Here is a 13,091-nt window from a genome sequence, read left to right on the forward strand (position 1 = left end):
GGGCGACTTGATCCGGATCAAGTCGCCCGGAGGTCGGGTCAAGAAAATGTCTCCTGTTACTCCGACGGGAACTTTCCATGACTGCGAACGAAGCCGCGCAACCGCTGGTCGGCGATGCGACGGTCCTCCTGAACCGGGGCGCGCCGCCGCTACCGCGCGAAGGTTATTACAACGACAAGGTGGTGCTGCAGTTCTCGGTCGCGACCGTGATCTGGGGCATCGTCGGCATGGCCGTCGGCGTGCTGATCGCGGCGCAGCTGTACTGGCCCACGATCGGCGAAGGCATCCCGTGGCTCAGCTACGGCCGCCTGCGCCCGCTGCACACCAATGCGGTGATCTTCGCCTTCGGCGGCAGCGCGCTGTTCGCCACCTCGCTGCACATCGTCCAGCGCACCTGCCATGTGCGGCTGTTGTCCGATCGGCTGGCCGCATTCGTCTTCTGGGGCTGGCAGGCGGTGATCGTGGCCGCGGCGATTACCCTGCCCATGGGCCTGACCCAGGGCAAGGAATACGCCGAACTGGAATGGCCGATCGACCTGCTGATCGCGGTCGTGTGGGTCGCCTATGCGGTGTTGTTCTTCGGCACGATCGCCAAGCGCCGGGTCAAGCACATCTACGTGGCCAACTGGTTCTACGGCGCCTTCATCCTCGCCGTCGCGCTGCTGCACATCGTCAACAACATCGCGATGCCGGCGGGCCTGACCAAGTCGTACTCGGCCTACACCGGCGCGGTCGATGCGATGGTGCAGTGGTGGTACGGCCATAACGCGGTCGGCTTCTTCCTGACCGCGGGCTTCCTCGGGATGATGTACTACTTCGTGCCCAAGCAGGCCGAGCGCCCCGTCTACTCGTACCGCTTGTCGATCGTGCACTTCTGGGCACTGATCGCGGTGTACATGTGGGCCGGCCCGCATCACCTGCAGTACACCGCCCTGCCCGACTGGGCGCAGTCGGTGGGCATGGTGTTCTCGCTGATCCTGCTGGCGCCGTCGTGGGGCGGCGCGCTGAACGGCATCCTCACGCTCTCGGGCGTGTGGCACAAGCTGCGCACCGATCCGATCATGAAGTTCCTCATCGTCGCGATCAGCTTCTACATGATCGCCACCTTCGAGGGGCCGATGATGTCGATCAAGACGGTCAACTCGCTGTCGCACTACACCGACTGGACCATAGGTCACGTACACGCCGGCGCGCTGGGCTGGGTGGCGATGATCTCGATCGGTTCCCTCTACGCGCTGATGCCGCGTCTGCTGGGCCAGACGTCGATGTATTCGACCAAGTGGATCGACCTGCACTTCTGGGTGCATACGCTCGGCGTGCTGCTCTACATCGCGTCGATGTGGATCGCGGGCGTGATGCAGGGCCTGATGTGGCGCGCGACCAACGCCGACGGGACGCTGACCTACAGCTTCGTCGAAGCACTCAACGCCACCTATCCCTACTACCTCGCGCGCTTCGGCGGCGGCCTGCTGGTGCTGGCGGGCATGGTCCTGATGGCGGTGAACACCTGGAAGACCTTCGCGATGGCGAAAGACCGCGCACCGCAGCCGGTGCTCGTCCCCGACATGAACGAAGCGCGTGCCTGAGGACCGGACATGAGCGACAAACACACCCCCAACCCGCACGAGAAGATCGAGAAGAACGTCGGCCTGATGGCCGTGCTGATCGCGATCGTCGTTTCCTTCGGCGGCCTCGCCGAGATCGTCCCGCTGATGCATCAGGCCGAGACGATCAAGCCGCTGCCGGGCGTAAAGCCCTACCCCGCCCTGCAGCTCGCCGGACGCGACGTGTACGTGCGCGAAGGTTGCTACAACTGCCACTCGCAGATGGTGCGCACGCTGCGCTTCGAGACCGAGCGCTACGGCCACTACTCGCTGGCGGGCGAATCGGTCTACGACCGTCCGTTCCAGTGGGGCTCCAAGCGCACCGGCCCGGACCTGGCGCGCGTAGGCGGACGCTATTCCGACGACTGGCACCGCGTGCATTTGCACAATCCGCGCGACGTGGTGCCCGAATCGAACATGCCCAGCTTCCCCTGGCTGGAGAAGAACGAGGTCGACGGCCAGCAGATCGCCGACCACATGCGCGCGTTGAAGACGCTGGGCGATCCGTACACCGACGCGGAGATCCGCAAGGCGCCGGACGATGTCGCCGGCAAGACCGAACTCGATGCCGTGGTCGCCTATCTGCAGGGCCTCGGCAAGCATGCACCGCGGGGAGGCTGAACCATGATTTCCGGAATAGTCACGGCCACCCTCCTGGTGGTGTTCCTCGGCGGCTGGGCGTGGGCCTGGAGCCCGCGCCGCCGCCGCGATTTCGAGGAAGCGGCGCAACTGCCGCTGGATGACGGCAACGTGGAGAACGAACGATGAGCAGCGGCTGGTCGTGGTACGTCATCGCCCTGATCGTGCTCAACATCGGCGGTTGTGCGTGGCTACTGTGGTGGACGGCCAAGCGCCGTCCGGGCGATCCCAAGCCCGAAGACACCAGCCACGTGTGGGACGGCGATCTCACCGAATACAACAAGCCGCTGCCGAGGTGGTGGATCAACCTGTTCTGGATCACCATCGTCTTCAGCATCGGCTATCTGATCTGGTTCCCGGGCCTGGGCAATTTCGCCGGCTACGGCCGCTGGTCGTCACAGCAGGAACACGCCGATCGCAAGGCCGCGGACGACGCGACGCTGGAAGGCACCTTCGCTCCGTTCAAGAACCAGCCGATCAACGTGCTGGCGGCGGATCCGGAAGCGCTCAAGCTCGGCCGCTCGATCTTCAACAACACCTGCGCGACCTGCCACGGTTCGTCCGCGCAGGGTGCGGTCGGCTATCCGAACCTCACCGACGACATCTGGCATTGGGGCGGTTCGCCCGAACGCGTGCTGGAAACCGTCCTCGACGGCCGCGAAGGCGTCATGCCCGAATGGGGCACGGTGCTGACCGGCATGGGCGGCGAGAACGCGGTCGATTACGTCGTCGCCTATGTGCGCGCGCTGGGCAGACCGGGCCAGTCGTTGCAGAACGACTACATGGCCGCGCAGGGCAAGAAGCTGTACGAAGGCATCTGCGTCGCCTGCCATGGTGTCGACGGCAAGGGCAACCAGGCGATGGGCGCGCCCGATCTCACCGACGACTACTGGCTCTACGGCAGCAGCAACGAAGTGCTGCACCAGACCATCGCCAAGGGCCGCCACGGTTCGATGCCCGCGCATCGCGAGCTGCTGGGCGAAACCCGCGCCCGATTGGCGGCGGCGTACGTGTGGTCGCTGTCGAACCCGCAGCGCAAGGGCACCGCGCAGGCGGGCCGGGCCGCGCAGTAGGCGACGCATGAGCACGCCGCTGCCCGGCTTCGATCACCCGCCCCGCCCGCTCGCGCAGCGCATCGGCGCGATCGCGTGGCCGAGCTTCTTCGCCGCGGGCGTGGCGACGATGGTGTTCTTCGCCTTCGTCGACCCGCTCGCCTTGCGCGACATGACCTTCCCGTCGCTGCCGATCACGCGCGAGCTGGGCTACACGGCGGGATTCTTCATGTTCTGGCTCGCCACGGCTTCGTCGAGCCTCTTCACCTGGTGGTTGCTGCGGCCGTCGAGCCGTTTCAACCGGGCATTGCGGTAAGCGGCAAAGGTACTGCGTAGTTGAACAAGTCCATCGACATCGCCCTGGCCGACACCGAGGGGTCGTTCTACGTCAGCGAGCGCAAGGTCTATCCGCGCGACGTGAGCGGCCGCTTCGATCGCTTGCGCAAGGCCGCCGTGGCCTGGCTGCTGGGGATGTTCTATGTGTTCCCGTGGCTGCGCTGGGACGGACGGCAGGCGGTGCTGTTCGACCTGCCGGCGCGCAAGTTCCACGTGTTCGGACTGACCTTCTGGCCGCAGGATTTTCCGCTGCTGGCGCTGTTGCTGGTGATCGCCGGCGTGTCGTTGTTCTTCTTCACCGCACTCGCCGGGCGGCTGTGGTGCGGCTATGCCTGTCCGCAGACGGTGTGGACCGAGACCTTCCTGTGGATGGAGCGCTGGACCGAAGGCGACCGCAATGCGCGCATCAAGCTCGACGCCGCGCCATGGAGCGTGCGGAAGCTGTTGCGCAAGGGTGCGAAGCATCTGCTGTGGGTGATCTTCGCGCTGTGGACCGGTTTCACCTTCGTCGGCTTCTTCACACCAATCACCGATCTGGGCGCGCGGCTGCCATTTGCTCTGGGCGGCTGGGAAGCGTTCTGGATCCTGTTCTATTCGCTCGCTACCTGGGGCAATGCGGGCTTCCTGCGTGAGCAGGTGTGCAAGTACATGTGCCCCTATGCGCGCTTCCAGAGCGCGATGTTCGACCGCAATACGCTGCTGATCGCCTACGACCCGATGCGCGGCGAACCGCGCGGCCCGCGCAAGCGCGGACTGGGCGACGTCCTGCAACGCGGTCGCGGCCTGCTGGAAAAGGCCCTCGCCTACGACTACGTCTTCCGCGCCAGCCGCCATCCCAGTGCGGCCGATGCGCGTCTGCAGGCGCAGGGCACGATCACCTTCGCTGCCGGCGTCGAAGCCGAACCGCTGCCCAAGTTCACTCCCGAGCAATTGGGCGACTGCATCGACTGCACGATCTGCGTGCAGGTCTGCCCGGTCGGCATCGATATCCGCAACGGCCTGCAGTACGAGTGCATCGCCTGCGGCGCCTGCGTCGACGCCTGCGACGAAGTGATGGAGAAGATGGGCTTCGCCCAGGGCCTGATCCGCTATACCACGCAGAACGCGCTGGACGGACGCAAGACGCGAGTGCTGCGGCCGCGCGTCTTCATCTATGGCGGCCTGCTGCTGGCCCTGCTCGCGGCCTTCGCCTGGGGCGTGGCCACGCGGACGCCGCTGATCGCCGAAATCCTGCGCGACCGCAATGCGCTGTACCGCGAGACCGCCGACGGCATCGAGAACGGCTACACGCTCAAGCTGGTGAACAAGACCGAACGCGTGCAGCAATATGGCATCGCCCTGCGTGCCGAGGACGGGGACGAAGACGAGGCGCTGCGTCTGCGCGGCCAACCCGTGGTGACGGTGGCGGCGGGCGATGTGGCCTCGGTGCCGTTCACGGTGATCGGTCCACGCGATGCGCGCGGCCGGCACGAGGTGCACTTCGAGGTCGCCGCGCGCGACGGCAGCGTGCGCAAGCAGGTGGAAAGCAGCTTCTTCGGACCGACGCCATGATGACCCTCGACAACCGCGTACGCGGCACGGAACCACGCAGTGCGTGGCGCGAACCCTTGGTGTGGCTGGTCGCGGCGATTCCCGCGGCCGCGGTCGTCGCTACGATCGCCTTGCTGGTGGTCGCATCGCGTTCATCCGGGAACAACGACGTCGTCGCCGACCGCGTGCAGCGCACCGCGCAGGTACAGGTGGCGGACGTGGGTGCGGATGCGCGTGCGCGCCAGTTGGGCCTGAGCGCCATCGTGCGCACCGGCAAGGGCGCGATCGAAGTATTGCCGGTGGCCGGCGGCTTCGATCGCGCCGCGCCCTTGCTCCTGTCGCTGCATCATCCCGCGCGCGCGCAGCTCGACCGCGAAGTGCGCCTTACGCCTTCGAAGACCGGCTGGCGCGCCGACGCGGACATCGACCTGTCGCACGACTGGAACGTGCAGCTCGGCCCGAGCGATGGCGCCTGGCGCCTGCAAGGCCGCTGGAACGCCAAGCAGCAGGCCACCTGGCTGCATCCGGCGCTGGGAGAGGACTGATCCCGTGATCGCGTCGTCCGTCGTGCTGGAATCTGCGTCTGCCAACGCGACGGCCGCCGGCACATGCTTTCATTGCGGCGAATCGCTGCCCGCCGCGCCCGCGCGCCTGCGCGTGGACGGCGCGGACCGCGCGTTCTGCTGCGACGGGTGCGCCGCCGCGGCGCAATGGATTCGCGACGCCCGCCTGGACGACTACTACCGCTTGCGCAGTTCGCCCGCCGCGCGCGCGACGGCGGACGACGCCGACGATCTGGCCTTGTGGGATCGCGAGGAAGTCCTCGCCGAGCACGCGCGCGCCATACCGGGTGGACGCGAACTCACTCTGCTCACCGACGGCATGCGCTGCGCAGCCTGCGCCTGGCTGATCGACCGCGCGCTCACCCGCGAGCCGGGCGTGCTCGAAGTCACTGCGAATGCAGTGACCGGCCGCATCCGCATCGCCTGGGACCCGGCGCGCACCGCGCTCTCGTTGCCGCTACGGCGCCTGCGCGCGCTCGGCTATCGCCCCTATCTGGCCGCCGGCGACACTGCGGAGCGCGCGCGCCGCGCGGAGCGCAATCGCTGGCTGCTGCGGCTCGGCGTGGCGGGCCTGGGCGCGATGCAGGCGATGATGTTCGCCGAGGCGCTGTACCTGGATACTCAAGGCACGATGTCGTTGGCGATGCGCGACTTCCTGCGCTGGGTCGCGTTCCTCGTGTCCACACCGGTGGTGTTCTACGCCGGCTGGCCCTTCCTCGCCGGCTGCGCGAACGAGCTGCGCCATCGCCGCTTGGGGATGGATACGCTGATTGCGACATCCACGCTGCTGGCCTACTTCGCCAGCATGGTGGAAACCGTGCGTGGCGGGCCGCAGGTCTGGTACGACGCGGCGGTGATGTTCGTGTTCCTGCTGCTGGCCGCGCGCATGCTCGAACAGCGCGCGCGTAGCGTGGCCACGGCGCAAGTCGATGCGCTGGCGCGCGCACGCCCTGCCTTCGCCACGCGCGAACGCGCCGACGGCACGCGCGAACACGTGCCGCTGGCCGCACTCGCGGTGGACGACGTCGCCTGCATCGCGGTGGGCGAAGGCGTGCCGGCCGACGGCGTGCTGCTCGACACCCAGGCCAGCTTCGAGGAAGCATTGCTGACCGGCGAATCGCACGCGGTGCACAAGACCACCGGTGCGAACGTATTCGCCGGCACGGTCTGTCGCGAACGCCCGGCGCGCATCCGCATCACCGCTACGGGCGCGGGAACGCGCCTGTCGCAACTCGCGCACCTGGTCGAACAGGCGCAGGCGCACCGGCCACCGCTCGCCGTCGCCGCCGACCGGATCGCGGGAGGGTTCGTGCTCGCCTTGCTCGCCACGGCGACCCTCACCTTCTTCGCCTGGCGTATGCATGACCCGGCGCGCGCGTTCGAAGTCGCGCTCGCGCTGCTGGTGATCAGCTGTCCGTGCGCGCTCTCGCTCTCGGTGCCGGCCGCATTAGCCGCAGCGAACGGCGCACTGGCCAAGCTGGGCGTGCTGCCCCTGCGCGCCGACGCGCTGGATCGGCTGGCGCGCATCGATGACATCGTCTTCGACAAGACCGGCACGCTCAGCGACGGTCGGCCGCAATTGCGGCGCGTGGAAACCTTCGACGGCATGCCGACACAAGAGGCGCTCGGCATCGCCAGGGCGCTGGAGCGCGACAGCGGCCACCCGCTGGCGCACGCATTCGCCGATGCGGTCCGGGGAACAGGCGTCGACGTCGTCGCCGACGAAGTGATCGCGCATCCGGGCCAGGGCATCGAAGGCCGCATCGGCGACCGGCGCTGGCGCCTGGGCACCGCCGGCTTCGCCTGCGTCGGCGAGGACGACGGTGCGATCTGGCTGGGCGATGGCCATTTCGCCCATGCCTTCTTCGAAATCCACGAACGCGCGCGCGGCGATGCGCCCGCCGCGTTGCATTCGCTGCGCGAGATCGGCATCGGCCTGCACCTGTCCAGCGGCGATGCAGGCGACGCGGTGCGCCGCTTCGCCGCCGAGCTGCCGATCGACGACGCCCGCGCGCGGCAGACGCCCGAAGACAAGCTGGCGTTCGTTCGCGACCTGCAACGTCAGGGGCGTCGCGTCGCGATGGTCGGCGACGGACTCAACGACGCGCCCGTGCTCGCGGGTGCAGACGTGTCGATCGCGATCGGCGAAGGCGCGGCGTTGGCGCAGCGCGCGGCCGATCTGGTGCTGACATCGCCGTCGCTGCAACGCATTCCCGCCGCGATCGCCTTGGCGCAGCGCACGCGCCGGATCGTGCGGCAGAACTTCGCCTGGGCGCTCGGCTACAACCTGCTGGCACTGCCGCTGGCCGCGGCAGGACTGGTCACGCCCTGGCTGGCCGCGCTGGGCATGACTCTGTCCTCGCTGGTGGTCACGCTCAACGCGCTGCGCTTAGCCCGGATCGCTGCGCCTGCGGCAACGGCTTCGCGCGAGGTGTCCGCATGAACATCCTCCTGCTGCTGATTCCGTTGAGCCTGATGCTGCTGGTGTTGGCGATCGGCGCGTTCGTGTGGGCGGTAAAGCGCGGGCAGTTCGACGACCTGGATACGCCGGCGCTCGACATCCTCGCGAACGACGAACCCATCCCTGCACCGCAAACGCAGGAGCAGCGCGATGCCGATTGACGGGCTCGTCATCGCCGGCGCACTGCTCAGCGGCCTGCTCGGCGGCGCGCACTGCGCGGCGATGTGCGGCGGCATCGCCACCGGCCTGTCGGTGCAGCAGCGCGGCGGCTGGTGGGTCGCGCTGCAGCCCAACCTCGGCCGCGTCGGCGGCTACACGCTGGCCGGCGCGCTCGTCGGCGGCATCGGCCATGGCGTGCTCGATGTCGCACGCATGCCGGAACTGGCGCTGGCGCTGCGCGCGACGGTGGGCCTGGTGCTGATCGTCGTTGCCTTGCGGCTGCTGGACGGGCAAGGCCGCCTCGCGTTCCTCGCTGCGCCAGGCCGTCGTGTGTGGCAATGGCTGCGGCCGCTGCAGCGGCGGCTGTTGCCGGCCAATACACCGGCCAGGCGTGTCGCACTCGGGCTGTTGTGGGGCTGGATGCCGTGCGGGCTCAGCACCACCCTGCTCGCCGCGGCCTGGTTGCAGGCGAGTGCGGCGGAGGGCGCGTTGACGATGGCCGTATTCGGCCTGGGCACGCTGCCGGTGATGTTGCCGTTGACCTGGGCCGGTGCGCGTCTGGGACAGCGCCTGCAACGCGGTGGCTGGCGCAAGGCCATGGGCGCGGTGGTGATGCTGGCGGGCGTGCTCACGCTTGCGGCGCCGCTGCTGATGCAGGCGCCCGCGATACACGGTGTGCTGGCGGCGTTGGGTTGCCGCTCGCTTCCGGTTTGAAGGACGTCAGGCGCGGCCGCGCCGGCGCGGCTCTTCGTGCTCGGCGCTGTGCGCGAGGCGGTTGAGTTCGTCCGGATTGCGGATTTCGACGCGGCGGCCGACGACGTCGATCACGCCGTCTTCCTGCAACTTGGTGAAGCCGCGGCTGACGGTTTCCAGCGCCAGGCCCAGATAGTGGGCGATGTCCTCGCGGCTCATCGGCAGCTTGAACGCGGTCGACGACTGGCCGATGTTGCGGTAGCGCTCGGACAGTCCATGCAGGAACAAGGCGATGCGCTCGCCGGCCTGGCGGCGCACGAGGATGCCCAGGTGGTCCTGGTCGCGTCCTACGCTCTGGCCGATGATGCGCAGCAGCTGCTGCTGCAGGCTGGGCAGCTGCGAGGCAACGAACGAGAGTTGTTCGAACGGGACTTCGCAGACGTTCGCGGTGGTCAGGGCGACCGCTTCGCAGCGATGCACGCCCGCACCGAGGGCATCGAGTCCGATCAATTCGCCCGGCAGATGGAAGCCGACGACCTGTTCTTCGCCTTCTTCGCTGATGCTGACGGTCTTGAAGGCGCCGTCGCGCGCGACGTACACGGCGTTCAGCGGATCGCCGGGGCGATACAGGCGCTCACCGCGATCGACCGGGCGCCGGCGCCGGACAATATCGTCGAGCTGTTGCAGTTCCTGCGGGCTGATCCCGGCGGGCAGGCACAGCTGCTGCAGCGAGCAGTGCGCACAGCCTCGACGCAGGGTCGCCAGATCGAGGACGGGGGCTTCGCTCATGCTGCCTATGGTGCCATCCCGACAGTGATTTTGGCGGGGCTGTTGACGCTTGGACCGCATCGGCACAGGTGGTCCTTCCCTCGCCCCGCCTGCGGGGAGAGGGACAGCGTCGCGCTAGCTACGCAGGGTGAGGGGAATGTGACGTCCCTATCCCGGCACGGGCAGGCGGCGCCGGTGGGCAGTCGCGACACGCCGTGAATCCGTCCATGGAGGCTTCTCGGCGGCATCCATGCCGCCGACAGTCGCGCCTGCCCACCGGCACCGCCTGCCCTCCCATACATCTCGGGCGCGTTGGGAAAAAAGCGAAAGCAACTCGCTGCGCTCGCTCCCCCTCATCTGCCCTTCGGGCATCTTCTCCCCGCGAACGGGGAGAAGAAGGAGCAAGTAGAGCGTGTGGCCGAAGCGGCGATCTGCACGCTCGCGGTAAGCGCTGCCCGGCGGGATGGGGGTGCGGAGAGCGGACCAGGATGGTCCGCGGCCCCGACTAAAGGCAGGGATGCCGTCCGGAGGGGCGGAGCACCCCCGTCCCGTCGGGTAGCGCGTCCTACCGAAGCCGGCCGCTCTTCAAAACCAGCGGAAACAAAAGCAAAGTCCCTGGATCCCCGCCTTCGCGGGGATGACGAGCAAAAGCTAAGGCGGAGACGAGCAAAAGCTAAGGGATGACGAGCAAAGGCAAAAGCCAGAAACGAAAAAGCGGGCCGAAGCCCGCTTTTCCTTGACACTGGCAACAGCTGCCGCAGCTTACGCCGCCGGCACGCCCTCGCCTTCGTCCACGGCCTTCATCGACAGGCGGATGCGGCCCTGCTTGTCGACTTCCAGCACCTTGACCTTGACCACGTCGCCTTCCTTGAGCTTGTCGGAAACCTTCTCGACGCGCTCGTTGGAGATCTGCGAAACGTGCACCAGACCGTCCTTGCCCGGCAGGATCGTGACGAACGCACCGAAGTCCATGATCTTGGCGACCTTGCCTTCGTAGATGCGGCCCGGCTCGACGTCCGAGGTGATCTGCTCGATGCGCGCCTTGGCGGCTTCGGCAGCGGCAGCGTTCACCGAGGCGATGACGATCGTGCCGTCGTCCTGGATGTCGATCTGCGTGCCGGTTTCCTTGGTGATCGCCTGGATGGTTGAACCGCCCTTGCCGATCACTTCGCGGATCTTGTCCGGATGGATCTTCATCGTCAGCAGACGCGGCGCCCACTCGCTCAGCTCGCTACGCGGGGTGGTGATGGCATTGGCCATCTCGCCGAGGATATGCAGGCGGCCTTCCTTCGCCTGGGCGAGGGCCGTCTTCATGATCTCTTCGGTGATGCCCTGGATCTTGATGTCCATCTGCAGGGCGCTGATGCCTTCCTTCGTACCGGCGACCTTGAAGTCCATGTCGCCCAGGTGATCTTCGTCACCCAGGATGTCCGACAGCACCACGAAGCGGTCGTCTTCCTTCACCAGGCCCATCGCGATGCCCGCGACCGGCGACTTCACCGGCACGCCGGCGTCCATCAGCGCGAGCGAGGAACCGCAGACCGAAGCCATCGACGAAGAACCGTTCGACTCGGTGATTTCCGAGACGACGCGGATGGTGTACGGGAACGCCTCCAGCGACGGCATCGTCGCCAGCACGCCGCGCTTGGCGAGGCGGCCGTGGCCGATTTCGCGGCGCTTCGGACCCATCATGCGGCCAGCTTCGCCGACCGAGAAGGGCGGGAAGTTGTAATGGAACAGGAAGTTTTCTTTGTACTCGCCGCCGACGGCATCGATGATCTGGCCGTCACGGGCGGTGCCCAGGGTGACCACGACAATCGCCTGCGTTTCGCCGCGGGTGAACAGCGCCGAGCCGTGGGTACGCGGCAGCACGCCGACCTTCGAGGCGATCGGGCGAACGGTGGTCAGATCGCGGCCGTCGATGCGGATCTTGGTGTCGAGCACCGAGTCGCGCATGGTGCGGTATTCGAGTTCACCGAATTCCTTCGCCATGTCGGCGGCGTTCCAGCCGTCGGCTTCGGCGCGGCCGGCGAGCGAACTCAGCACGTCCTTCTTGATCGCGGAGATCGCGTCGCGACGCTGCAGCTTGTCGCGGATCTGGAAGGCCTGCGCGAGCTGGGTGCCCACGGCTTCCTTCAGCGCGCCGATCATCGCGGTGTTCTTTTCCGGACCGACCCAGGTCGACGGCTTGGTGCCGGCTTCGACGGTCAGCTCGTTGATCGCGTTGATGACCTTCTGCATCTCGCGGTGACCGAACATCACGGCGCCGAGCATCACGTCTTCCGACAGCATCTTCGCTTCGGATTCGACCATCAGCACGGCGTTGGCGGTACCGGCGACGACGAGCTCGAGATCGGAATCGACCAGCTCGCTGGTGGTCGGGTTGAGGATGTACTGGCCGTTCTTGTAACCGACCTTGGCGGCGCCGATCGGGCCCTGGAACGGAGTGCCGGCCAGCGCGAGGGCGGCCGAGGCACCGATCAGGGCCGGGATGTCACCGTCGACTTCCGGATTCAGCGACATGACGGTCGCGATGATCTGGACTTCGTTCTTGTATTCCTCGGGGAACAGCGGACGGATCGGGCGGTCGATCAGGCGCGAGGTCAGCGTTTCCTTCTCCGTGGCGCGGCCTTCGCGCTTGAAGAAGCCGCCCGGGATACGGCCACCGGCGTAGAACTTTTCCTGGTAGTCGACGGTGAGCGGGAAGAAGTCCTGCCCTTCACGCGCGCTCTTGGCGGCGACCGCGGTCACCAGCACGACGGTTTCGTCCATCTTGACGAGGACGGCGCCGCTGGCCTGGCGGGCGACTTCGCCCGTTTCGAGGGTCACGGTGTGCGCGCCGTACTGGAAGGTCTTGGTGATTTTTGCCACGTTGGATATTTCCTGTTTTCTGATTCGTTCCACGCGGGCCCCTGCCCGGCGTGGTGTGGCTGCGGTGTGCAGCCGGTGTTCTTGCACCGAAAAAAAACCGCGGCGCATCGCTGCGCCGCGGTTCGGTAGCTCTTATCGGCGCAGACCGAGCTTCTCGATCAGGGCCTTGTAGCGCTCGTTGTCCTTGCGCTTGAGGTAGTCGAGCAGGCTGCGACGGCGGTTGACCATCTGCAGCAGGCCACGACGGCTGTGGTGATCCTGCTTGTGGACCTTGAAGTGGCCCGTGAGCTGCTCGATGCGAGCGGTGAGCAGGGCGACCTGGACTTCCGGGGAGCCGGTATCGCCCGCGCCGCGCTTGTGTTCTTCGATGATCTTGCTGGTGTCGATGGACATTTGTTTGCCTTGTAGATGCGGG

At 67.2% G+C, this 13,091-nt stretch carries 13 protein-coding genes; 10 read left to right on the forward strand and 3 right to left on the reverse strand.

Annotation, left to right across the window (positions count from 1 at the left end):
- The first annotated feature begins 77 nt into the window (after positions 1-77).
- The 10 genes from ccoN to ACYVJ8_RS07490 are packed head-to-tail and all read left to right on the forward strand — an operon-like array spanning position 78 to position 9,058.
- Positions 78-1,586, forward strand: a complete 1,509-nt coding sequence (ccoN, locus tag ACYVJ8_RS07445) for a cytochrome-c oxidase, cbb3-type subunit I (protein WP_460710768.1) — start codon at positions 78-80, stop codon at positions 1,584-1,586.
- Positions 1,587-1,595: 9 nt separating this feature from the next.
- The gene (gene ccoO / locus ACYVJ8_RS07450) at positions 1,596-2,225 is read left to right on the forward strand and encodes a cytochrome-c oxidase, cbb3-type subunit II (RefSeq protein WP_460710770.1); all 630 of its coding nucleotides are present in this window, start codon (positions 1,596-1,598) and stop codon (positions 2,223-2,225) included.
- A gap of 3 nt (positions 2,226-2,228) precedes the next feature.
- Entirely contained in the window at positions 2,229-2,372 is a 144-nt protein-coding gene (locus ACYVJ8_RS07455; RefSeq protein ID WP_460710772.1) for a cbb3-type cytochrome oxidase subunit 3, read from the forward strand.
- Entirely contained in the window at positions 2,369-3,316 is a 948-nt protein-coding gene (gene ccoP, locus ACYVJ8_RS07460; RefSeq protein ID WP_460710774.1) for a cytochrome-c oxidase, cbb3-type subunit III, read from the forward strand. The genes ACYVJ8_RS07455 and ccoP overlap by 4 nt, the downstream gene beginning before the upstream one ends.
- Before the next feature lie 7 nt (positions 3,317-3,323).
- The gene (locus ACYVJ8_RS07465) at positions 3,324-3,611 is read left to right on the forward strand and encodes a hypothetical protein (RefSeq protein ID WP_460710776.1); all 288 of its coding nucleotides are present in this window, start codon (positions 3,324-3,326) and stop codon (positions 3,609-3,611) included.
- A 20-nt stretch (positions 3,612-3,631) separates the two neighbouring features.
- Positions 3,632-5,182 carry a 4Fe-4S dicluster domain-containing protein gene (locus ACYVJ8_RS07470; protein WP_460710778.1) on the forward strand — a complete coding sequence of 517 codons (1,551 nt, stop codon included), beginning with the start codon at positions 3,632-3,634 and terminating at the stop codon, positions 5,180-5,182.
- On the forward strand, positions 5,179-5,706 hold the full coding sequence (locus ACYVJ8_RS07475; RefSeq protein ID WP_460710780.1) for a FixH family protein: 528 nt from the start codon (positions 5,179-5,181) through the stop codon (positions 5,704-5,706). The genes ACYVJ8_RS07470 and ACYVJ8_RS07475 overlap by 4 nt, the downstream gene beginning before the upstream one ends.
- A 4-nt stretch (positions 5,707-5,710) precedes the next feature.
- Entirely contained in the window at positions 5,711-8,167 is a 2,457-nt protein-coding gene (locus ACYVJ8_RS07480; protein WP_460710782.1) for a heavy metal translocating P-type ATPase, read from the forward strand.
- Positions 8,164-8,346: a cbb3-type cytochrome oxidase assembly protein CcoS gene (gene ccoS, locus ACYVJ8_RS07485; RefSeq protein ID WP_460710784.1), complete on the forward strand. Its 183-nt coding sequence runs from the start codon at positions 8,164-8,166 to the stop codon at positions 8,344-8,346. Before ACYVJ8_RS07480 ends, ccoS begins: the two co-directional genes overlap by 4 nt.
- Positions 8,336-9,058, forward strand: a complete 723-nt coding sequence (locus ACYVJ8_RS07490) for a sulfite exporter TauE/SafE family protein (protein WP_460710786.1) — start codon at positions 8,336-8,338, stop codon at positions 9,056-9,058. Before ccoS ends, ACYVJ8_RS07490 begins: the two co-directional genes overlap by 11 nt.
- Positions 9,059-9,064: 6 nt before the next feature.
- Here the strand turns inward: ACYVJ8_RS07490 and fnr are convergent, their stop codons facing one another.
- The 3 genes from fnr to rpsO form a co-directional block, all read right to left on the reverse strand.
- Positions 9,065-9,826 (reverse strand): fumarate/nitrate reduction transcriptional regulator Fnr, encoded by a 762-nt coding sequence (gene fnr, locus ACYVJ8_RS07495; RefSeq protein ID WP_460710788.1) that lies wholly within the window; start codon positions 9,824-9,826, stop codon positions 9,065-9,067.
- A gap of 741 nt (positions 9,827-10,567) precedes the next feature.
- The gene (gene pnp / locus ACYVJ8_RS07500) at positions 10,568-12,676 is read right to left on the reverse strand and encodes a polyribonucleotide nucleotidyltransferase (RefSeq protein ID WP_460710790.1); all 2,109 of its coding nucleotides are present in this window, start codon (positions 12,674-12,676) and stop codon (positions 10,568-10,570) included.
- A gap of 132 nt (positions 12,677-12,808) precedes the next feature.
- Positions 12,809-13,069 (reverse strand): 30S ribosomal protein S15, encoded by a 261-nt coding sequence (gene rpsO / locus ACYVJ8_RS07505; protein WP_386752217.1) that lies wholly within the window; start codon positions 13,067-13,069, stop codon positions 12,809-12,811.
- Positions 13,070-13,091: the final 22 nt, after the last annotated feature.

The sequence above is a fragment of the Lysobacter terrae genome (assembly GCF_054782215.1).